Raw genomic sequence first — 21,905 nt, 5'->3', positions numbered from 1 at the left:
CCTCACCACGCAGAGTCCTTATCGACCCAGCCACGCTGCTCGAGTTGAGTCTGCACGTCCTCGCCCTTGGAAAAATGGACACTTGGTGCAGACTCGCCGGCGACCGGAATAACCGGCCTACTAATAATCTCCTTGGCTGGCTTTACGGCAGGTACAGCAGGGGCGATCGCAGCCTGAGTAATCATTGAAAGATGTGTCCGATCGGCTGGACGTGCCAAATCGTAATTCATCATCTGAGCGATCTGGTCCTTTGTAGGCATCATGTCCTCAAAATCTGCTATCTGCAGAGAATCACCGCTTCGTAGAGCCTCAATGGGCTTGTGCAGAAGTCTCATCTGATTGTCATAAACTTGCTCCAGAACCTCAGGCGTGACCGAGTCCATGCCTTCCCAAATCGCGTGCCTTTGAGCGAGCATTAGAAGCTTGGCCAGGAAATCTGTATTGCCTTGGGTGAGATCGTAGATTTTGGAAAGAAGTTCGTCCGTTAACTGAGCATGGGACTTTGTCCAGTCATAGGCCCAAAGCTGCAGCACCAGATGCGCCCAAAATGGATCATCTTCGGTGAACCTGTCAAAAGTGATCGGTCCCATTCCAGCCGCTCGCCGGGCATTTCGCAAAACACCAGAAAACAGCGGAAGCATCGCATTTGTGCCGACATAGACCAATGGGACGCCGGCGTCATTTGATAGCGTCACGAAAAAATTGAGCAGCTTTTCGCGGTCTTGCCCGCCTCGGGACGAGCAAAGATGTTGCATCTCATCAATGATGAGAGCGCCAATGAAGTAGGTTTTGCACAACTGACTGATGTGTTGCAGCATCACACTGATGCTGCGACCCGTAGCACCTCTGCCCGAGTACTTATCGATACCTAACGCAGCATCCAATGCTGAGAAAAAAGCCGCGCAAAAACCTCGTAGGGAACCATCGTGCGGACACTCTATCTTGAGCCAGACCACCTGCGTCTCGATGAGGATCTGCTGCTTGTATTTACTATGGCTGATAACCTGTGGATAAAGCTTGACGATGGAGTTAAGTGCGGTCGTTTTGCCCATACCACTTAACCCAATCAGCGTCATCGTCTCAGCTGTGGACATGAACCCCAGGCCCTTTATCTCAGCAGAGGAAGGCAGGCGGTGCCTGACTGATGCCGCCAGCAACGGATTGCGTCCGGTATATCCATATCGGATCAGTTGGCTGAACACATCCTCAAGCCGCAGATGGATTTCAAAGGGTACGACTACGTCCTTCAGCCTGTTGATACCATGTCCACGAAGCTTAGGATCCAAGGCCCGCTCTGCCTCGTCGGGCCTTGTTGGAAGGTTTCCAATGCGCCTGACAACATCAACGTCCGACAGTATTTTGGGGAGGCACTCAATCAGGGGATTGCCGTCGTATTGAGGCATCCCGGTCGGGAGGTAATCAGCAGGAGCAAAGCTGAAGTCACTCATGGATTGGTCTCTTTACCTGCGTTGACGACCAGTTTCAGGAAGGCAGCGCTTCTAGTAGAACCGGATTTCTCGGTGATTGCTTTAGGAGTTTCCATCGCAACAGGAGGGTTATCCACAACGCGGAGCTGATTTAGATCAGCGGTATGCTGGTCGCGCTCATTTTGAGCTTCAGTCGCACGCTTTGAGCGCTTGTCCCGTTTGAATTCAGCGTTCGATTTCGGATCACCTTGGCCCTCGCGTTTGGTCTTTGCCCGATCCAGGATCTCCTCTTGGCGGCCTTTGAGTACCGCCGCCGAATTGTCGTTCTTATACCGCGCGTCAGGCGAAACTTGATTCAAGATTTTGATCATATCGAGGACCTCCTCCATGCGAAGTCCACCATATTTATGGCATTGTTGCGGTACTATGGTGAGAGACTCGAATCCCGCATCAGATTTTATCCAGCAATTCTCTATAGAGTTCGGATCGTAAAAGACTCTAACGTACTTTGTTTGAAGACTATGAGATCGCTCCAACCACTCCCCACGAACTGCTGTTTGACAAGTGTACTGTACGCCTTGAAAGTTTATTCCACCTCGGCTGATACGGCATTCCTGAGAGGGCAGCAAAGCAATTTTTAGTTCTGCGGGAGATACAATCTTCGTGTTCAAAAGATTGTTCGCCATAGACCAATTCCAAATGCCTAGCGGAGTTGGCTCGACTGCTGCGGCAATCATCTCGCGACTCAGAAGATGAGGCACTCGAAGGCTTTTGTTGTGAGCCAGAACTCCCAGAATCACCATTTCGGTAAATTCGTCGATATCAAGGATCGCATCAAGCTGGTAGTCACGATCTCCACGTTCCATTTTCCGAGCGTCCACTCCGCCTGGAACAAATTTCAAGTCCAGGTTTTCATTGATCAGACGAAAACGGCTCTCAATGATGCTTTTCCAGTCTGGCCGAAAAGGTGGCAAAATCTTCACAGCGGTACCCAGAGTATTTGTCATCGTTTCGCCTGCCTCGCTGAGAAGCTCGGCGCGATCTGCGACTAGCTCGATCGGCAGATGAGAGCATGGCCAGTCAGCCTCATCAATATCAATGTTGTAGCGCTTGCAGAAATCTTTTTTGGATGTATAAGCATTATAGATAGCGTGTCTAGCACCATTCCAACTTGGCCCTTCAAGGCCAACATGAATTCCCACAATCATTCTGGTAAACGTATCCACCACAACGTAGAGTACCGGCCGCCCGATCAACCATAGCCTATTAACACGGTGTACCAGATAGACATCCGCAATTGTCGAATCTATTTCGTACCTATGGCCCGCAGCGACTAAACCTTGAGATGCGAACCCGACTAGCGCACGATGGTCTTTGTTGTAGCGAATAGCACCGCCACGCTTCTTTAGCTTATAGAGGTTATCGAAAAATAATTTCCCATGATGCCTCAGTTGATTAATTGATGGATAACTGCTTCGTACAACGTTCCCCTTTGAACCATCAGGCTTCGTTTCCCTGTAGAATTTATTTAGCATCCATTTATGAGCATCCTTCAGCTTGCCGCACTTACCGCTGGCAACACGCCCGTATGCCAAGCGAATATGGGCCATGTGACGCTTTTCGAGCATAATTGCGCCGTCGTCACTAACAACGACGCCAAGATATTTAGCTGGCCGACCGGGAATAATTCCAGAAGCACGACTTTTTTCCTTTCCTCGGCCGCCACATGCGCTGGTATTCCACAGAAACGCGTTACGAGTCTGCCCCATACTCCAATATCGGTAAAGAAGTCGATAAATTTGCTTCCGATCAACTCCCATCTCCATCGCATGATTCGCAACTAGAGTGCCGAAATTTGAAGTCAATATGTCTAGGGGATCCTGATTCTCTACTAAACTACGTACAAGGTTCCAATTTTTTTCTCGGCTATTTTTTTCATTCTCGCTTAACTCATTGTCACTACGAAGCAGGTGCATGGGCACCATTTCCGGACTGATAATCGCTACACCGGAATCTATTTCTTCGGTCAAAAAAGACTTCTCTAGCCTCCATGGCTTAGTCGGGTTTGTGCCAAGTTCAATGACTAAAACGAAATTATCTTTTATGGCCAAAACCCTGACAGGTTTTTCCAATATTTCAGAACCTTCAACTGGAGAAACAATACTGTTAACTCTTAGGCTAAGCATGGCGAGGTACCTCGACTGGTGCTGTAATGGCCAAGGATGACTCACTAACCCAAACATGCAAAGGTTCAGATAAACTGATCACCCTAGAGCTGAGGTCCGCCTCCAACCGGCCTATCCATAGAAGATGGTGAAACAGACGTTTAACGTCCATATAATCGATAAATATTACTCTGGACGCTTTCTCTAATAGCGCTTTAAGTGGGATTTTATTAGTTTTACATCCCTCTATAAAATCGAGCAATCTATGTATATTTTTGTCTGTTGGCAAAGATGGATGGATAATCGCATAAGTTCTAAGGATGACAAGATTTGCAATTTTGTTTACTGGCAGATTTTCGTGAAAAACTAACTTCCACTCGACCTTCCTTATTGCCCAATATTTTTCTTCGATAGCGAGCTTTTCCACGATTCGATTTTGCTCATCGATGTCAGCTTCTTCAAACTCTTTCCGATATTTAACAGATCGCGCAGCCAGCCGCTCTTCGCCTTTCGGGTCTATGAAAGTTATTAGAAAGTCAGTTGTCATGACAACTGGAATTTGAGTGCCCGGGTACACAGGGTGAAAAATATTCAGGCTCGATGCTATAGCCTGTGTCTCCGCTTGTGTGAAAAGTGGAAACTGCTCCCGAATATCAATAATGCAAGGATCCTGTTCAAGGATCATGTGGTAGTCGCGCTCAGCATTGGACAACAGGTGATGGGTACGTGGGAATTTCACTCCTGGCACGAGGTGAGATACACCCTTAGATTTGATATCCCAAATCTTGATCCAAGGCTCATAGGATTCTCTCACCCCATTTCCGCGGCCTGATTTGATTTTTCTATCAATCTTCTGCTGAGTCATCAGCTTGGAGGGAGCAGGCATAGCCGATGTAGCGGGAACAAATGTCATTTTACCAGTCGCTAATCGTTGGGCAACCCACTCCGATCGGAACGGCACAGCATGTACATGGAGTGGGAAATGTCAGGAGCGGGCTCTGCCCGGAGAAAAGTCACAGCGGTGCATAAGGGATTGTGATCCTTAAGTTCAGGATCCGCTTCCGCCCCGATGTACGGTCGGGGCAGAGCCTTGTGACAACCTTTATCAGCCTGTGACATTCTTTATTATTTTGTGACAACCTTTATTGTTCGTAAACATCAACTGGTGCCCAACATCATAGTTTGACACACGGAAACCAATAAAATCAGTCGTTTACGGAACCTGCCGCGATGCCATTTTTACAACATAGATTGACACAACGCATAACGATATCCGAATGACGGGATGAGTTTATAACAACATAGTTTGACACTACCCGCGGGAGCCTTTTTAAAGTCGAGATTGCAGCCGAACAAAATATTGTGACACCACCGGCTCAGTGAACTCAGGGGTAAACGGCTTAACGGAGCATGCCAGCTGAATGAATATTTTGACAAAAATGCCCTTGGGGGCGCGTACCCAATTGTGATGGTTCTACTTAGCTGCGGTTAGATCGAAATGACATGCCCTCATTTACCTCAATCAGCATTTGTTCGACCCGATGTGTGCCGTGAGTTGTAGTGAGCATCGCTGTTGGACTTTTACCCGAAAACCGGGATTTCGGTTTGGAAAGCCATTGTTTGGCCTTCTCTGCGTCCCCGAAGATCACATCGGCCATGGCGGTAATATGTGCAAAGCGGAACAGGCGATCACTCTCATCCACCGTTAAAAGCTGATTGCTGACCAATTTTGTTTTGAGCATTTTGAGTGGAATAATTCTGTCGCGTTCTTCCGGACTTATAGTTCCAACGTCGCAAAGCGACTGGATCAGGCTGGCCGAGAAGCCAGCTACGATAATGTCGTGAATGTCCTGGTCAGAGGCGTTTGAGGGGATATTAAGAGACGCCTCCAGCCGGATGCGGTAGGCATGATAAGCTTCATCAAGCAGGACTCCAGCAAACACGGGCTGCACTGATGTTGTTCCATGCGTAGGCTTCAGCACTATTGCGCCGTCCGCTACCGTAATCGTCAGATCGTCCCCCACACCTACTCCCATTTTGGCAAGCAGTTCTGGGGGTAAATCAACGATGACATCACCGCTACCATCCTCAGTATCCTGGCATTTGACTATCCAGCGCTCGCTCCCACTCATGATCGTCCGGTTCTCATTTCGTAATTAGAGAAGACGCATCATTATGCTCGCGCGCAGAGCAGATCCAGTCACTGGATAACCGTGCATAGAGGCCATTCCTGCCGGTTATTGCGACGAGCGGCTGCACTCTCCGGCGCATCGGCAAAGATGTCAGCTAAAAGCTCGACTACACGCCCGCTGTTTCACGTTCGAGCACCACATCGGACGGAAATGGGTCAACGGCAGCCATTGGTCTGGTCAGAAAGATATTCGCCAAAGGGAAGGAAAAGAAGCCCAACAGAGACCGGCCTCAACTTCGTCGCATCTCGACTGCTCGCGACTCAAAACGAGGCGTACATTTTTCTGACCTGCAGATTTAGTGATAATGGTCGGCTCGACAAGCGCGCCGGCCACTTTCACCACCGCTGTTTCACTTTTGAATGGACACAATCGTAGCTCTACCACCCTCTATCAGGAAGGAAAAAGATACACGGTCTCCGGCCGTCAGCCCTGTCAACTTATCTTGCGTTACGGAAAAGACCATGGTCATCGGCGGCCATCGCACGGCAGGCACAGCGCCGTGAGAGATAGTCACCGTATGCTTCACAGTATCGATAGCCTTGATCGTTCCATCGGCATTCGCGACTGGAGCCTGCTTTGTTTCCTCAGTCATCTGCTTGCTCTCCATACCGTCCATCTTCATACCCGGCATGTCCTCTGCCAGGGCAGAAAAAGACAACGCTACTACGGTGCTGGCAACTGCAATCAGGGTCAGTTTCATACGACACTTCCTTCAGGTTTGACGGTTTCAACGGAGAGGTGCCGGCGACGCATCAGGCGATAGGCTGCCGGAATGACAAACAGGGAAAGCAAGGGTGCCGTGACCATGCCGCCTACCATGGGCGCAGCAATGCGGCTCATCACCTCGCTGCCGGTCCCGCTGCCCAGCAAGATGGGTAACAAGCCGGCAATGATGACGGCCACGGTCATGGCCTTGGGTCGAACACGCTGCACGGCGCCTTCACGAATCGCCGCAACCAGACCGAGCTCAGTGCTGTCGCCGAGGTCTTCACGTTCGGCCCAGGCGTTCTTCAGGTAGAGCAACATGATCACGCCAAACTCGGCGGAAACACCGGCCAAGGCGATAAAGCCGACCCCGGTGGCGACTGACAGGTTGAACCCCAACAGATAGAGGAACCATGCCCCGCCCGTGAGAGCGAATGGCAGAGTGGCCATGATCAGCAAGGCCTCATCGAAGCGGGCAAAAGTCAGGTAGAGCAGCACGAAGATGATCAACAGCGTGGCAGGCACCACCAGTTTGAGTCGTGCGTTGGCCCTTTCGAGAAACTCGAACTGCCCTGAGTAGCTCAGGCTCATGCCGGGCTGCAACTTGACCTGCTCATTGACGACCCGTCGTAGATCAGCGACCACCGACGCAATGTCCCTCCCCCGCACATCGACGTACACCCAGCCCGAAGGTCGTGCGTTCTCGCTCTTGAGCATCGGTGGACCGTCCGTGACTTTGACCTTCGCCACTGTGCCGAGGGTGATCTGGCTACCTAGCGGGGTATAGATCGGCAATTGCTCCAGGGCGCCGAGCGAGTCACGCCACTCCCGTGGATAGCGCACGTTGATCGGGAAGCGTGCGAGCCCTTCAATGGTCTCGCCGACGTTTTCACCGCCGATAGCGCCGGCCACGATGGACTGCACATCGGCGATATTCAGTCCGTAGCGGGCGGCGGCTTTGCGGTCGATATCCACATCGATATAGCGACCACCGGTCAGACGCTCGGCCAGAGCCGAACTGACGCCGGGCACGTCCTTGGCCACTCGCTCAACCGCCTGAGTCGCGGCATCGATCTCCGTCAGGTTGGTGCCGGCAACTTTCACTCCGATGGGACTCTTGATCCCCGTAGCCAGCATGTCGATACGGTTACGAATCGGTGGTATCCAGATATTCGTCAGCCCAGGGACTCGTACCACTCGATCCAGTTCTTCCACCAACTTTTCCTGGGTCATGCCTGGACGCCATTGCTCGTGCGGCTTGAACTGGATCGTGGTTTCGAACATCTCCAGCGGTGCGGGGTCGGTGGCGGTTTCAGCGCGCCCCGCCTTACCGAAGACGTGTTCGACTTCAGGCACGGTCTTGATCAGACGGTCAGTCTGTTGCAGCAGTTGTGCCGCTTTCTGCGCTGACAATCCCGGCAGAGCTGAAGGCATATAGAGCAGGTCGCCCTCGTCCAACGGGGGGAGAAACTCGCCACCCAAGCGAGACATTGGCCATAGCGCACTGACAAAAACCAATAGTGCCACCAGCAGCGTGATCTTTGGTCGACGCAAGACTGCGTCCAGGGCTGGCTGATAGATCCGAATCAACCACCGGTTCAACGGGTTCTGATGTTCACTGGGAATTCGTCCACGAATCCAGTAGCCCATCAGCACCGGCACCAAGGTCACTGACAATCCCGCCGCTGCGGCCATGGCGTAGGTCTTGGTGAAAGCCAAAGGACCGAACAGCCGTCCTTCCTGAGCTTCCAGGGTGAACACCGGAATGAAAGACAGAGTGATGATCAACAAACAGAAGAACAGCGCCGGGCCTACCTCTGCCGCCGCTTCGGTCATTACATGCCAATGACGTTCACCCTTCAGTTCTTCCCCCGGATTGGCCGCGTGCCATGCCTCGATCTTCTTGTGGGCGTTCTCGATCATCACCACGGCGGCATCGACCATGGCGCCGATGGCGATGGCTATCCCGCCCAAGGACATGATGTTGGCGTTGATGCCCTGGTAGCGCATGACGATGAAGGCAATCAGCACCCCCACCGGCAGCGAAATGATCGCCACCAGAGATGAGCGCAGGTGCCAGAGGAAGATCCCACACACCAACGCGACAACGATGAACTCTTCGATGAGCTTGTGGCTGAGGTTTTCCACGGCGCGGTCGATCAGCTTACTGCGGTCGTAGGTGGTGACGATATCCACCCCGGCCGGCAGACTGCTTTTCAGTTCGTCGAGTTTGGTCTTGACCGCGGCAATGGTCTCGCGAGCATTCTTGCCGCTGCGCAAAATCACCACGCCGCCGACGGTCTCGCCTTCGCCGTCGAGTTCAGTAATGCCACGCCGCATTTCCGGTCCCAACTGGATCGTGGCGACATCGCCAAGGGTTACTGGCACTCCTCCCGAAGCCAGCTTGAGCGGGATCGCCCGAAAGTCATTGAGCGTCTTCAGGTAGCCGGAAGCACGCACGATGAACTCGGTCTCTGCCATCTCCAGCACCGCGCCACCGGTTTCCTGGTTGGCCTTGCCGATGGCTTCGGTCACCTCAGCCTGAGTAATACCGAGGCTGGCCAGTTTGAGCGGATCAAGCTGGACCTGGTACTGCTTGACCATGCCACCCACGGTGGCTACTTCTGCAACGTTGGGCAGGGTCTTGAGTTCGAACTTGAGGAACCAGTCCTGAAGTGCGCGTAGCTGCGCCAGATCGTGTCCTCCACTGCGATCCACCAGTGCGTACTGATAGATCCAGCCCACCCCCGTCGCATCCGGTCCCAACGCCGGCTTGGCGCTGGCCGGCAACCGACTTTGTATTTGGCTCAGATACTCCAACACCCGCGAGCGCGCCCAGTACAAGTCAGTGCCGTCTTCGAACAGCACGTAAACGAAGCTGTCACCGAAGAAGGAATAGCCACGCACCGTCTTGGCACCCGGCACCGAGAGCATGGTGGTGGCCAACGGATAGGTCACCTGGTTCTCGACAATCTGCGGCGCTTGTCCCGGAAAAGGGGTGCGGATGATCACCTGAACATCCGAGAGATCTGGCAGTGCATCGATGGGCGTGCTCTGCACCGACCAAATGCCCCACGCCGTGACAAACAGCGTCGCCAGTAGCACCAGGAATCGGTTGGCCACTGACCAACGAATCAGGGCAGCGATCATGGCTGGCTCCCCGATTTTTCCAGGCGCTCAACACGCAGGCCATCGTCGGTCTGACTCACCGCAACCCGAACCTTGTCACCCGTTTTGAAGCCCTGCATCAGCGCCGGGTTGGCGAGTGGGAACGTCATCGTCATGCCAGGCATACCCAGCGTTTTGAAAGGACCATGGGCGAGCGTGACTTCTTTGTCGTTGATCTCAACGATCTGCCCATCCGCTTCATGAAAGCTGGAGGCTGCTGCGCTGGGTGGTGACTCTTCCTCCGAGCTTGCAACGATGCCCTTAAGACTGGCCTCCGAGTCGAGCAGGAACTGGCCAGAGGTAACCACTTTCTGGCCTTCTTCCAGACCTTTCAATATCGCCGTCTTGCCATCGCTTTCCTGCCCGAGTTGCACCGCCACGGGACGGTAGCGGCCGGCGTCTGCGGCGAGCATCACCAAGGCACGTCGGCCCGTGCGAATCACCGCTTCGCTCGGCACCCACAACACACTTTGCTCGGTCGAACGATTCAGGTGTACCTGCGCTGTCAAACCCGGTCTGAGGCGTCCGTCCGGATTGGGTAACTCGACACGTACGCGAAGAGTGCGGCTGTCCGGATTGGTCTCGGGCAAAATCGCGCTGACCCTGCCGTTGAGTATTGTCCCTGGGAAAGCTGGCAGGCGCGCTTCGACCGCCTGCCCCACGGTGATTGATCCGGCATCCGATTCTGGAACGGCCACGGCTAGCCAGACACTGCTCAAGCCATTGACGCGTGCCAGAGTATCGCCAGTCGCCACGGTCATTCCCGCACGTACGTTCAATTCTTGCAGTACACCGGCAATGGGGCTGGTCAGCGTCAGGTAGGGCTGAACCTTACCGCCACGCTCTACATCGGTAATCAGTGCTGCCGGCATCCCTGTGAGCCGCAGTCGTTGTCGGGCCGCATCCAACAGGGCAGCATCCCCGTTGCGTTTCAGGGCAAGGAACTCTGTCTGGGCAGCGGCCCACTCAGGCACCAGAACATCCGCCAGCGCCGCGTTGGCTTTGAGTACATCGCCGGGAGCATGGGCATAGACCCGCTCCACAAAGCCAGGGGTGCGCGCCTGAATCACAGCGACATCACGTTCGTTGAATCCCAACACACCTGTCACGTCGAGGCTGGAATCAAAGATCGCACGGCTGACTGTCGCAAAACGCAGGCCGAGATTTTGGGTCAGACTTGGATCGATACTGACGGTCGCTCGGTCCCCTGCGCTGCTGGTGTACTGCGGGACCAGTTGCATGTCCATGAAGGGAGACTTACCCGGCTTATCGAACTTTTGTTGCGGGTACATGGGGTCGTACCAATAAAGTGCTTTGCGTTCGCCCGGTGAATTGAGGCTCTGCTCTTGTGTGGTATTTGGTAGTCCACTCATACGCTGATGCGCCAACCAGTAACCACCGGCAACACCTAAGGCCAGCGAGATGCCAACCAGCAATGCCCCGTTCCCTTTTTTAAGGCTCATTGGCTGGACTCCCCATAAGCAAAATACAACCGCGCACTGGTCAGCGCTCGCTGCTCTTCCACGTCGATCTGTTTGAGGCGGGCCTCGATGAGTTCACGTCGGGCAGCAACAACGGCGTTTAAATCGCCTTTGCCCGAGCGATAACTGGCCATGCTGAGTTCGACCTTTTCCTTGGCCAGCGGCAACAGGCTTTCCTGGTTTCGGCGCACGGCACGATTCAGGCGCTCATAGTCGGCCAGTTCGCTCTCTAGTTGCTGAGTGTGCTCGCGTGACAGAGCTTCGCGCTCGGCCTCAAGCTGACTGAGTTCAGCCTGTTTGGCTGCGATTTTGGGGTTTTGGCGCGAGTCAGGAAACAGCGGCAGCTCCCAGGAAAATTGCACGCTGACCATATCGCCAAACTCACGGCCGCGACGCTGATAATCCAGCTCCCAGCTCCAGTCCGACTGCTTCTCCGACACGGCTTCACGAACCTTGGCTTGCGCTTCGCGGGTCATCGGCGCAAACGCTGCCAACTCGGGGTGGTGTTGCAGTTTATGGGCGTAGCCGGAGGTATCGACGGGCCAATGCGGCAAGCTGCCCACAGGCTTGTCGTTGGCGGCGGAGCCAATCCAGCGTTTGAGGGCTGCTCGGGCCTGCGCTCTCTGGAGAATCAGATCGTCCTGTTGCTCCGCCAGTTGAGCCGCTTCTTGCTTAGGCGTCACCGCATCGGCGGGTTGAGCGCGGCCACCGGCAATCTGGGCCCTGACGGTATCGGTCAACAGGCGGTTTTCTTTGTAGAAGTCCTGGAACAGCGCATCTTTGCGCTCAACCGAGTAGCTATTGATCCAGGCCAACGCCGTGGACTGGCGTACTTTCAGACGTTCGACTCGACGCTCCGCAGCGGCGCGATCAATGGCCGCATCGGCCACTTCTATGCGCGCTTTGCGCTTGTCGCTGTTGGGCATTTCTTGCCTGACCCCGACCACTTGCATGGTCATGAAGTCCTGATCGATGCTCCAGCGATCCGGACCGCCAATGGGGTAGTTCTGCACACCCAACAGTAGCCTGGGGTCAGGTAGTTCACCGGCTGGAATAGCCGCGCTGCTGGCAGCTTGAATTTTGGCGTCTTGTGCGGTCAGCGACGGTGCATTGTTTTCGGCCAGCCGCAACGCTTCATCGAGTGTCAATGCGGCAGCGAAGCTCGGCAATGCCAGTACGCTTGCCGCCAGACCGGCCACGAGGGACCAGCCTGTGCAATAGCACTTGGAGTTCATGTTTACGATTCCTGTGATCATCCACTGCACGCGTCAAAAGACATGCGCGCAGCTAGTCCATCCCGCTAACGCGGAATGAGGCTCAATGTGGGACAGGAATCAAACGCGAGGCGGTCGCCATACCCCGGACGGGGTCTGTACGGGTAGGGAATCGCTGAAGAAGTAAAGCACTACGGGGCTGAATACGGTTACAGGAGGCTTGAGGATCGAGACTTGCAGCATGCCGCCTGTCTTGCATTCCTGGCCCGGCTTACAAGGTTTGCCGTGCTCGGAAGGGCTTTTCATATCGTTGCAGCAGTCCATCCCCATGTCGTCCATTATCGCCATGCCCATCGTCTTCATTGGGCATGGTTCTGTCGGTGCCTGAACGCCCGCCATCCCGCTGAGGGGAAGCGCCAAGCTAATCATGAAGACGATGCAAAACCGCAGATAGCGTTTCATGGACTGGAGTGTAGACGGTGCAAATGGCCCTTACAATTGGATGCAGGGCATAAACGGCCTGCCGAGAGGCCTAAGTCAGGTGATAACACCGGAGCTGGTTTATAAATCTGAGTCAATTTTTATCTGGCCACATCTCATCTTTTACCTGAGTTTGTGGACAGATTGCAGCCAAAAATAGGCGAATAGGAGACCTCAAATCAAGTTTTTGAACCCTCTTCTGCCTTCCGAGGATTAGGTGATGTCCATGGAGGACCAAGCTATCCGCACACGAAAGCAGCTTCAAATAACTTCATTGGGCGCTTGACCCTGTAGTAGGTACAGGCTGTTGAATGGTGAAATTATCCCAAGCGGTAGAAGCACCATGAACCAGGAAAACAAGCTCAAGCCGGTCCTCCGTCTTCACGTACAGAAGAAAGAAGAGTGTTGCGGATCTGACCATCAACATGGGTCTGTTAATGCTGCTGAACCCAAGCATCACAAAGAACATGGTCACGACCATGAGCATGAGCATGAGCATGCTCACGATCATGCCGATGCGTGCTGTGCTCATGGCACGCAAGCTACTGATGGTGTTGCGATTACTAAGAGTAGCCCTGCCCCGAAAGGGACCAGTAGAGTTCGCTACCGCATCGATAAAATGGATTGCCCTACAGAGGAGCGCTTGATCCGCAACCGACTGGAGCCGATGGCCGGAATTGTTCGGCTCGACTTCAACCTCCTGAATCGTGAGTTGACCGTGCATCACCGCTTGGATGATCCGCAGCCAATCGTCACCGCATTAGTCGCGTTGGACATGGGGCCGAGCCTGATCGAAGCCGGTGCCGCGCCATCGGCGGTTCCCCCGGCCCTGAGCGCAAAACTAAAAGGATTGCTGGCCATCAGTGGCCTGGCTGCTATCGCCGCTGAAGTCATCGCGTGGACAACCGGACAAGAAGGTTCTTGGCCGGTTATGGTGCTTGCGGCTCTTTCCATTCTGAGCGCTGGTTTGCCCACCCTCAAAAAGGGTTGGATTGCAGTTAAGAACCTCACTCTGAACATCTATTTTCTGATGTCGTTGGCTGTCGTTGGTGCTCTCATCATCGGTAAATGGCCCGAAGCCGCGATGGTGGTTTTCCTTTTCGCCGTTGCTGAGGCTATCGAAGCACTTTCTCTGGAGCGCGCGCGGAACGCGATCAAGTCGCTGACCGCGTTGGCGCCAGAAACCGCTGAAGTCATGACTGATGGCGGCTGGAAAGACCATCCGGTGGCGAGTGTATTACTTGGTAGTCGTATTCGGGTTCGCACGGGTTCGCGAGTACCCTTGGATGCCCGCATAGACTCAGGTCGCGCCGCACTGGACCAAGCTCCAATTACCGGCGAAAGCCTACCTGTTGATAAGCAGGTCGGGGACCCACTTTACGCTGGCAGTATCGTTACCGACGGCGTGGTTGAAGCGACTGTGACGGCCGTAGCAGGAGAAAGTACTCTTGCTCGTATCGCGGCAGCCATACAAGACGCGCAGTCTCAACGAGCCCCTACTCAGCGATTTGTAGATGAGTTTGCACGTTATTACACCCCGGCTGTAGTGGTTCTTGCCCTCTTGGTCGCTGTCTTGGGCCCTGTACTGATCGGTGGAACCTGGGGCGATTGGCTTTATCAGGCCCTGGTCCTGTTAGTGATCGCCTGCCCATGTGCCTTGGTGGTTTCAACGCCAATTACCGTCGTCAGTGGGCTAGCCGCGGCTGCCAAGCATGGCATTTTGATTAAAGGCGGTGCATACCTTGAAAGCGGCCGACTACTTAAGGTTGTGGCGCTCGACAAGACCGGCACCTTGACCCAAGGCAAGCCGGTACTGACCGATAACGAGCCGTTTGGTGATCTGCCCATCGAGATGGCTTTGCAGATCGCAGCTAGCCTCGACGAACACAGTACACACCCAGTGGCGAAGGCCTTGGTCAGCGGATGGAAATTACAGCAACCGGATGCGGCGACTCTGCCGGTTGAGGACTTCGGCGTACTCAACGGTCGTGGCGTCAAAGGCAATATCGACGGTCAATCGTGGCACCTGGGTAACCACCGCTTGGTTGAAGAGTTGGGCGTATGCTCGCCGGCCCTTGAGGCCCGATTGTCGCTACTGGAAAACGCAGGAAAAACTGTAATCGTGCTCTGCGCGGCCAGCGGTCCAGTAGCGATTTTTGCTGTGGCTGACACCGTAAGGCCTGAAAGCTTTGCTGCCGTAACTGCTCTGAAAGCGTTGAATGTCGTACCGGTGATGCTCACGGGTGACAACCCTGCAACCGCCAAGTCCATCGCCGCTCAGCTCGGCATACAGGATGCACGCGGAAACCTCATGCCGGAGGATAAACAAGCCGCCGTCGCTGAACTCAAACGCCGCTTTGGTACTGTTGGCATGGTGGGCGATGGTGTGAACGATGCTCCAGCATTGGCGCAAGCCGACATTGGATTTGCGATGGGGGCCGCAGGGACTGCCACAGCCCTTGAAACGGCTGATGTCGCCATCATGGATGACGACCCACGCAAGATTGCTGATTTTATTAGCCTGAGTCGTCGATGTGCCTCTGTTTTGAAGCAAAACATCGGACTGGCCTTGGGTATCAAAGTTGTATTTTTGGCGCTTGCATTGTCCGGCCACGCTACGTTGTGGATGGCTGTTTTCGCCGATATGGGAGCGAGCCTGCTGGTCGTATTCAACGGACTGCGGCTACTGCGTCGGTGATACGAAAGCTGCGACTTCGTGTTCAATTACATGCCCACACAAGGAAATCAAATCATGCAATGTCCGATCTGCAAAGATACTGCCCTCGTAATGACTGAGCGCCAAAGCATCGAAATTGATTATTGCCCTCAATGCCGTGGCGTTTGGCTCGACCGAGGTGAACTCGACAAGATCATCGAGCGCAGCCAACAACAGGAGGCCGTTAGGTTTCTTCCACAGAACCCAATTCCACCCGTACAGAATGCTCCTCCAGCAGTACAACCCGGTTACAGCCAGCATGGAGATAGCCAAGCTCATGGAGATCAGCGAGGAAGTCACGGTGGCGGTTGGAGAGAAGGTGGCCACCAGAGCGGCCATCAAAGTCATGGTGGACATCAAAACCAGAGTGGGCATCAGGGGCAACAGTCGTACCGCAAAAAATCATTTTTGCAGGAGATGTTCGATTAAGGCTGCGATTTCGCGCTTTGATCGGGATATACCTCGAACCAGCACCAATTCTGAAATAGGGTGTTTCATGAGATGGAACGGTTTTGGGTATTAGCTGGTCTTTATATCCTGCAATCGACTCGTAGCAAGGGTGCTACCTGGGTGGTTGGAGTTTCAGCGAGCGGCGTTTGAGGAAAAGGTTATGAGTTCAGGACACAGTCACGGCCAAGTACGCGCCGGTCACGAAAAGTTGCTGTGGATCGCACTCACCCTGACGACAAGCTTTATGGTCGCGGAGGTCATTGGAGCTTTTGTCACCGGCAGCCTGGCCTTATTATCCGACGCGGCCCACATGCTGACGGACGTTGCGGCTTTGGCGATATCCTTGGTCGCTATTCATATAGCCAAACGCTCTGCGGATAGGAAGCGGACCTTCGGGTACGCACGATTTGAAATACTTGCAGCCACCTTCAATGCGGTCTTGCTGTTTTTAGTCGCTATGTACATCGTTTATGAAGCGTATCTGCGACTTAAAGTCCCGGCGGAAATCCAGTCGACTGGCATGTTGGTCATTGCGGTGTTCGGGCTCATCGTCAACCTTGTTTCAATGCGCCTACTGAGTGCTGCCAGTGGGGAAAGCCTCAATGTGAAGGGCGCTTATTTAGAGGTCTGGAGCGATATGGTGGGGTCTATTGGCGTCATCATCGCAGCTCTTTTGATCCGTTTCACCGGCTGGACTTGGGTTGATTCACTTGTCGCGGCTGGCATCGGGTTCTGGGTGCTGCCCAGGACTTGGTCATTGCTCAAGGAAAGCATGAACATATTGCTGCAAGGGGTTCCAGAGGGCATCGATATTGAGAAGGTAGAGGCAACGCTTTATGGCATTGAGGGGGTCAAGAATATCCACGATTTGCATATCTGGGCTTTGACCAGTGGTAAAAGTGTTATGAGCGTCCATCTTGTCGCTGACTCGGCTTCCCGCAGCGAGCAAGCTATCTTGGCTGAAGTAACCAGCCTTATGAGTGATAAGTTCCACATCAGCCATACTACCGTCCAAATGGAAGGATCTGATTTTCACGATCAACTGGCTGACGATCATGAGGGTATGGTCCACTAACTGAGTCGTGGTATTTATTTAAGCTGGATGAACGTTTATACGTCGTGATACAGATCAAAAGGGTCGATTAAAATGGTCAGAAATATTTTAAGTTATTCTGGGCTGGCTTTGTTTTTGGCTTTTGTTGCGCAGCCAGCTTTTTCAACACCTGCTAATCCAGAAAGGGTATACGGGTGGATTGAGGAAGGAATACTTTTACCAGAAAATATTGCTGTGAAAGTAAAGTTAGATACAGGGGCTCTTACATCCTCGATGGATGCGAAAGACTTAGAACGATTCCGTAAAAATGGAGAGGAATGGGTTCGTTTCAACGTTAAAGTAAAAGACACAAAAACTAAGAAGGTGAGTAACGCACTCTTCGAGCGACGCGTCGAAAGAAATGTAAAGGTTCGAGGCGCCGGTGGCGCTGAACATCGTCCAGTAGTCATGATGACGATGTGCATAGGTGATAAAATTTATAAGGAAGAGTTTTCACTGAAGGATCGAGGCGACATGAACTACCCCGTGTTGATTGGTCGCAAAACTTTGGGGGTCTTGGGCGCGGTCGATGTTTCACGCACATTCACTAACGAACCAAACTGTAATTAAACACCTGAATTATACATTTTATCTATACGTGCAGGGTGAATGTATTGAGAAAATAGCTCGGCAGAATTTTGCAGCTTTTTTGATGCTTGATGTGGCTGACTAAATAGTCTTAAAAAAAGCTCACCCGGATGCCGATTTTTAGGAAGAGTTAGAAGTGGCGCCATGCAACGATTAGTATTTAGTTGCATGGCTTCTAATCAAAGTATGCTCATACTATAGGGTCATTTTAGATCTTTCTCGCAGCTCCACTTATTTCGGTGTTTTCATTGATTGACGCTCAAATGTCTGCGCGAGCTTTAACGGTGTTGACGCTTTGGACTGGCAGGTACTGAACAGATCAAGCTCTGGGCGATATGCTGTAGTTTGAATACCCATCAACCCCAATATAGAATGGAATAAGTTGTCATGGGACAGTGATACGTCTCGCTGATCCTTCAAACATTGGGAGTCGAGGGTTTGACGCGACTGCATGTTTTTGGAGATCCAGATTACCATGGGGATACTAGTCTGCTCGCTGGGAGCCATGGCATAAGGAAGTCCGTGCAAGTAAAGCCCATTCTCGCCGAGGGACTCACCGTGATCAGAGACATAAAGCATCGCCGTATCAAAACGCTCAGCGTTACGCTTTAGCAGGTCGATCGTTTGCCCAAGTACATAGTCCGTATAACCGAGGCTGTTATCATAGGCACTGACAATGCTTTCGCGCGTACAACGTTCAAGTTGATTATTATCGCAAACGGGACCGAATCGTTCGAACGCCGGTGGATAGCGCTTGGAATAGGATGGGCCGTGACTGCCTTTCATGTGTAGCACCACGATTGAATCCCGCTGCTGTTGATCCAAGTAGGCTTGTAAATCTTGCAATAAGACTTCGTCGTAACACTCGTCAGCTCTACATAATCCCGTCGATTTCTGATTGTTCAATTTTTCATTTGGTACTCGGTCGCAAATGCCTTTGCAACCCGAATTATTGTCTCTCCACAGGACCGATACGCCGGCCCGCTGCAACACGTCTAATAGTCCTTCTCTGCGCAACGCCATACCGTCTTTGTAGCCTTCTTTACCCACATCCAGAAACATGCAGGGTAAGGAAACGGCCGTAGCTGTTCCACATGAGCTGACATTGGTAAAACTTAAGACACCACGACTGGCCAATTCCGGATTGGTATCCCGGGAATAGCCATTGAGGGAGAAATTCGCGGACCTGGCGGTTTCACCCACCATCAGTACCGTTAGCCGTGGTTTGCGTACACCAGCAGTAGCTTCTTCACGGCGGGCATCAGCACCAATGGTTTTTAATTCGGCGGGAACTGCTAGCTGGCGACGCGTGTACCCATGAATTGCCGAAACCACATTCGACGGAACCAACATCAACCTGAGTTCGCGATGATTACGCATCAGCGATGCATAGGATTGATAAAGCGTAAATACGACGATCGCCAAGCAGGTGAGCGCTACCGCCACCCCCATGAATCGATGAGCAAGTGCGCGGGACCACGATCTTTGAATCAAACGGACTCGAGTGATAACCAGCACCGGCATAACACCAAAGCCCAGCATCCACAGCAGTAGATCCGAGTTCAACAGCTCCGTGGCTTCGGAGCTGTCCGTCTGCATCACATTCGTTAGCATGCTGTAATCAATTACTATGCCATAGCTATTCATAAAGTAACTCGTTGCTGCCGCAACCAGCAACACGATAGCTAGCACAGGTTTTATCAATCGTCCCCAAGCCATCACGCTGAGTAATACGTAGAGCCAAATCAACACGAACCAAGGCAGGCTAAGCACGAATATGGTGTTTCCGTCTTGTAGGCCTCCCACGCCTTGCCAGACAGCACGCCAAAATGGCCAGTTACTAAACAATAGAAGCCAAGTCGAAACTGCAAGAATTAACTGATTGCTGCCGAGTGTGATTTCCCAACTGCGAATTGGTACTTTGTTATTCATGGGTACTCCGGAAAATCTCGACGTATCCAGGCGCGAACTGCCACTGGAGTGTCACTACATTTTAGGTAAGAAAAAATCGCCAATAGCGCGGTGCAACTCGTGGATGCACCAGTGACCCTGAACGTTCTCGTCAGCTAGTTGGCGATCTGCGACTAGCCAAACCGCCAGACACCCCACGCTGATGAAAATCTTTTTCATGAGGTAGCACCCCAAGTAAGTGACGTGGCTGTAGATCCGCTCGATTCGTCCTTGAACGCCAGTAGTTGTGCTGAAGCGAGGTATTGGATACGGGTGCGCGGAGGGCCCAGAACACCCGTAAACTTGCGGTTGGATATTTCAAAGAAATTAGTGTTGGAGTCCTTGGCGCTTCGTGCGGCGGGAAGGATCACTTGACTGAAGAACTTCTTTTCTCTGTGGGCCATCGAGCGCTTGTCTACAGCAAGATGGATTTCGTACCGCAGGCGCGGTTCGGCGACGTTGTGCATATCACGAGACTGATAGGTGCGGCTAGCCTCCGACGAAATGCTTTTTAGTTTGCGGCCGAAAAACAAAATCGGCGTTGAAGCGCCCACCAGGTTCAACCGCTTCCGGATGCTGGTCATCGTTCCGCCAGACAGTGCGAACTCTGAGCTGAAATCAGACCTTGCTGTGCAAGCATGACGCCGTAAAAAACTTCGATCATCGGGGCGCAAGTCATTACGGCAGTGTTTAGACTCCAGCGCCACTATGCCTTTACTCTTAGATGCGACCTCAATCCATGCGTGACTTTTGCGGCACCTTTTCGGTGTCCGGCGGAGCTTAACGTTGGTAGTGTTCGAATTTTCGCGGAAGGCTTGGGCATCTATTATTAGTACTGGATTGGGGATCAAATCAGTCTGTTGCTGCCCGGCTTGGGCAGTTTGGATTTCCCACTGTGCATCTGCGAGGCTTGGGTTATTGGTCAATGCTATTTGAGGTTTGGTCACAGCCTCGGCGTGGGTTGCCCGAAGCAACGCCGTCATCAACGACGAAACACGAGACGGTGGGCCAGCCGCCCACAACATTTTTCTAATGCGAGATGGCATAACGAGATTTACGCCCCCAAAGTGCGCAGTTTCTTTGTTAACTCATAAATATTTGATGGTCTAAAAGACTTCTGATCGATTTCTGCCGGCTGAATTCGATCAGAAGTCGACACGACCGCAGGATCCTATGACGCATAGATTTTTTGCAGGCTCAATGTACTGCTGAACAGTTATCAGAAGGGTGACAGAAGAATTACAAATTTGTTATCCCCCCTCTGCCGCGGACAATTAGTCTAAGATCTACTTAGTGTGTAGGTTTGTATGTTTGTATGTTTGTATATTTGTATATTTGTATATTTGTATATTTGTATGTTTGTATGTTTGACGTCGATAACATAACGGAGCCACAACAGCGCGCAATAGCTCCTTACTGACTAAAATCGTACAACGCAAATATGTTGAAGTTTATCGGTAAATAAAATTTTCTATACGTGTGTAAGGATGATTTATTATTTAGTGTCGAGACTTTATGAAAAATGCGTATTTTGATAATAGAAGACGAGCCGAAAACTGCCCATTATTTGCACCAGGGGCTGACCGAAAGCGGATTTATCGTTGATTGCGTCGCCAGCGGAATCGATGGCTTACGCTTGGTCTGCCAACAGGCTTATGATCTTGTAGTGCTTGACGCAAACCTACCGCAACGTGACGATTGGGGCCTACTTGTAAGTATTCGCAAGGTCACTATTTCGCCCATCATGATACTTACCGTTAAAGGTAGTCTGGAGGAAAAAATCAAGGGTTTCGACCTAGGCGCGGACGATTACATGGTCAAACCAATTGAGTTTCCAGAGCTGCTGGCCCGAGTACGCACTCTGATGCGTCGCGCTGTATTGTCGGCATTGCCCGACGTGCTGTGTGTCGGGGACCTGGAACTCGATCTTGGTAGACACCGGACCTTCCGAGGCGAGCAGCGGATTGAGCTGACCACCAAGGAGTTCGCCCTGCTATACCTCTTGATGCGCCAGACTGGTACGGCGCTGTCGCGCACGCAAATCATGTCCTCTGTCTGGGGGCGGAGTGCTGATTGCGACACCAATGTTGTTGAAGTGTCGATGAGAAGGCTTCGGGCCAAGATTGATGATCCTTTCAACAACAAGCTAATCCATACCTTGCGCGGTGTTGGATATGTTCTCGAAAAGCGTGATCAATGAGCCCTCTTAATCCCTCGAATTTTGAAGTTATGTGAAATAATCGGCAACAACTTTATAAACAGAACACACAAATGCC

Annotated in this window: 16 protein-coding genes; 5 read left to right on the top strand and 11 right to left on the bottom strand. The window is 52.5% G+C overall.

Going from position 1 to position 21,905, the window contains the following annotated elements:
- Window positions 1-2: 2 nt before the first annotated feature.
- From ORL50_RS27415 to ORL50_RS27375, 9 genes are all read right to left on the bottom strand, one after another.
- Window positions 3-1,448, bottom strand: a complete 1,446-nt coding sequence (locus tag ORL50_RS27415; protein WP_266019710.1) for an ATP-binding protein — start codon at window positions 1,446-1,448, stop codon at window positions 3-5.
- The gene (locus ORL50_RS27410) at window positions 1,445-3,613 is read right to left on the bottom strand and encodes a TnsB C-terminal domain-containing protein (RefSeq protein WP_266019709.1); all 2,169 of its coding nucleotides are present in this window, start codon (window positions 3,611-3,613) and stop codon (window positions 1,445-1,447) included. The genes ORL50_RS27415 and ORL50_RS27410 overlap by 4 nt, the downstream gene beginning before the upstream one ends.
- Window positions 3,606-4,505 (bottom strand): TnsA endonuclease N-terminal domain-containing protein, encoded by a 900-nt coding sequence (locus ORL50_RS27405; RefSeq protein WP_266019708.1) that lies wholly within the window; start codon window positions 4,503-4,505, stop codon window positions 3,606-3,608. Before ORL50_RS27405 ends, ORL50_RS27410 begins: the two co-directional genes overlap by 8 nt.
- Before the next feature lie 565 nt (window positions 4,506-5,070).
- Entirely contained in the window at window positions 5,071-5,724 is a 654-nt protein-coding gene (locus ORL50_RS27400; protein WP_082069125.1) for an antitoxin Xre/MbcA/ParS toxin-binding domain-containing protein, read from the bottom strand.
- Window positions 5,725-6,133: 409 nt separating this feature from the next.
- A complete protein-coding gene (locus ORL50_RS27395; RefSeq protein ID WP_045058206.1) occupies window positions 6,134-6,484 on the bottom strand; it encodes a copper-binding protein in 351 nt (116 codons plus the stop codon).
- Window positions 6,481-9,639 (bottom strand): efflux RND transporter permease subunit, encoded by a 3,159-nt coding sequence (locus ORL50_RS27390; protein WP_115146705.1) that lies wholly within the window; start codon window positions 9,637-9,639, stop codon window positions 6,481-6,483. Before ORL50_RS27390 ends, ORL50_RS27395 begins: the two co-directional genes overlap by 4 nt.
- Window positions 9,636-11,120 (bottom strand): efflux RND transporter periplasmic adaptor subunit, encoded by a 1,485-nt coding sequence (locus ORL50_RS27385; RefSeq protein ID WP_045058204.1) that lies wholly within the window; start codon window positions 11,118-11,120, stop codon window positions 9,636-9,638. Before ORL50_RS27385 ends, ORL50_RS27390 begins: the two co-directional genes overlap by 4 nt.
- A complete protein-coding gene (locus ORL50_RS27380; protein ID WP_090470168.1) occupies window positions 11,117-12,373 on the bottom strand; it encodes a TolC family protein in 1,257 nt (418 codons plus the stop codon). Before ORL50_RS27380 ends, ORL50_RS27385 begins: the two co-directional genes overlap by 4 nt.
- A gap of 99 nt (window positions 12,374-12,472) precedes the next feature.
- Window positions 12,473-12,814, bottom strand: coding sequence for a hypothetical protein (locus ORL50_RS27375; RefSeq protein WP_045058202.1), 342 nt, complete (start codon window positions 12,812-12,814; stop codon window positions 12,473-12,475).
- Between the two features lie 361 nt (window positions 12,815-13,175).
- Here ORL50_RS27375 and ORL50_RS27370 point away from each other — a divergent pair, with 361 nt between their 5' ends.
- The 4 genes from ORL50_RS27370 (at window position 13,176) to rloA3 (ending at window position 17,661) form a co-directional block, all read left to right on the top strand.
- Window positions 13,176-15,530, top strand: a complete 2,355-nt coding sequence (locus ORL50_RS27370; RefSeq protein WP_045058201.1) for a heavy metal translocating P-type ATPase — start codon at window positions 13,176-13,178, stop codon at window positions 15,528-15,530.
- Window positions 15,531-15,560: 30 nt separating this feature from the next.
- Window positions 15,561-15,977, top strand: coding sequence for a TFIIB-type zinc ribbon-containing protein (locus tag ORL50_RS28990; RefSeq protein WP_311770672.1), 417 nt, complete (start codon window positions 15,561-15,563; stop codon window positions 15,975-15,977).
- Between the two features lie 181 nt (window positions 15,978-16,158).
- Complete coding sequence (locus ORL50_RS27360) at window positions 16,159-17,073, top strand: cation diffusion facilitator family transporter (RefSeq protein ID WP_045058199.1); 915 nt, start codon at window positions 16,159-16,161, stop codon at window positions 17,071-17,073.
- A gap of 72 nt (window positions 17,074-17,145) precedes the next feature.
- On the top strand, window positions 17,146-17,661 hold the full coding sequence (gene rloA3 / locus ORL50_RS27355; RefSeq protein ID WP_090470184.1) for a retropepsin-like aspartic peptidase RloA3: 516 nt from the start codon (window positions 17,146-17,148) through the stop codon (window positions 17,659-17,661).
- 249 nt (window positions 17,662-17,910) lie between these two features.
- Here rloA3 and ORL50_RS27350 read toward each other — a convergent pair whose 3' ends face one another.
- Complete coding sequence (locus ORL50_RS27350; RefSeq protein WP_045057964.1) at window positions 17,911-19,611, bottom strand: phosphoethanolamine transferase; 1,701 nt, start codon at window positions 19,609-19,611, stop codon at window positions 17,911-17,913.
- Window positions 19,612-19,805: 194 nt separating this feature from the next.
- Entirely contained in the window at window positions 19,806-20,213 is a 408-nt protein-coding gene (locus ORL50_RS27345) for a hypothetical protein (protein WP_045057963.1), read from the bottom strand.
- A gap of 938 nt (window positions 20,214-21,151) precedes the next feature.
- Between ORL50_RS27345 and ORL50_RS27340 the strand changes: the two genes are divergently transcribed.
- Window positions 21,152-21,829, top strand: a complete 678-nt coding sequence (locus ORL50_RS27340; RefSeq protein ID WP_090470194.1) for a heavy metal response regulator transcription factor — start codon at window positions 21,152-21,154, stop codon at window positions 21,827-21,829.
- Window positions 21,830-21,905: the final 76 nt, after the last annotated feature.

Origin of the sequence: Pseudomonas sp. RIT-562 (assembly GCF_026241895.1) — a bacterium.
GTDB lineage: Bacteria > Pseudomonadota > Gammaproteobacteria > Pseudomonadales > Pseudomonadaceae > Aquipseudomonas > Aquipseudomonas mandelii_F.
This window is presented reverse-complemented; position numbering and strand designations above follow the sequence as displayed.

Bases quoted from the DNA above. Each gene is read 5' to 3' on its own strand.
- ORL50_RS27415 (WP_266019710.1), bottom strand. From the start codon at position 1,448: ATGAGTGACTTCAGCTTTGCTCCTGCTGATTACCTCCCGACCGGGATG.
- ORL50_RS27410 (WP_266019709.1), bottom strand. From the start codon at position 3,613: ATGCTTAGCCTAAGAGTTAACAGTATTGTTTCTCCAGTTGAAGGTTCT.
- ORL50_RS27405 (WP_266019708.1), bottom strand. From the start codon at position 4,505: ATGACATTTGTTCCCGCTACATCGGCTATGCCTGCTCCCTCCAAGCTG.
- ORL50_RS27400 (WP_082069125.1), bottom strand. From the start codon at position 5,724: ATGAGTGGGAGCGAGCGCTGGATAGTCAAATGCCAGGATACTGAGGAT.
- ORL50_RS27395 (WP_045058206.1), bottom strand. From the start codon at position 6,484: ATGAAACTGACCCTGATTGCAGTTGCCAGCACCGTAGTAGCGTTGTCT.
- ORL50_RS27390 (WP_115146705.1), bottom strand. From the start codon at position 9,639: ATGATCGCTGCCCTGATTCGTTGGTCAGTGGCCAACCGATTCCTGGTG.
- ORL50_RS27385 (WP_045058204.1), bottom strand. From the start codon at position 11,120: ATGAGCCTTAAAAAAGGGAACGGGGCATTGCTGGTTGGCATCTCGCTG.
- ORL50_RS27380 (WP_090470168.1), bottom strand. From the start codon at position 12,373: ATGAACTCCAAGTGCTATTGCACAGGCTGGTCCCTCGTGGCCGGTCTG.
- ORL50_RS27375 (WP_045058202.1), bottom strand. From the start codon at position 12,814: ATGAAACGCTATCTGCGGTTTTGCATCGTCTTCATGATTAGCTTGGCG.
- ORL50_RS27370 (WP_045058201.1), top strand. From the start codon at position 13,176: ATGAACCAGGAAAACAAGCTCAAGCCGGTCCTCCGTCTTCACGTACAG.
- ORL50_RS28990 (WP_311770672.1), top strand. From the start codon at position 15,561: ATGCCCACACAAGGAAATCAAATCATGCAATGTCCGATCTGCAAAGAT.
- ORL50_RS27360 (WP_045058199.1), top strand. From the start codon at position 16,159: ATGAGTTCAGGACACAGTCACGGCCAAGTACGCGCCGGTCACGAAAAG.
- rloA3 (WP_090470184.1), top strand. From the start codon at position 17,146: ATGGTCAGAAATATTTTAAGTTATTCTGGGCTGGCTTTGTTTTTGGCT.
- ORL50_RS27350 (WP_045057964.1), bottom strand. From the start codon at position 19,611: ATGAATAACAAAGTACCAATTCGCAGTTGGGAAATCACACTCGGCAGC.
- ORL50_RS27345 (WP_045057963.1), bottom strand. From the start codon at position 20,213: ATGACCAGCATCCGGAAGCGGTTGAACCTGGTGGGCGCTTCAACGCCG.
- ORL50_RS27340 (WP_090470194.1), top strand. From the start codon at position 21,152: ATGCGTATTTTGATAATAGAAGACGAGCCGAAAACTGCCCATTATTTG.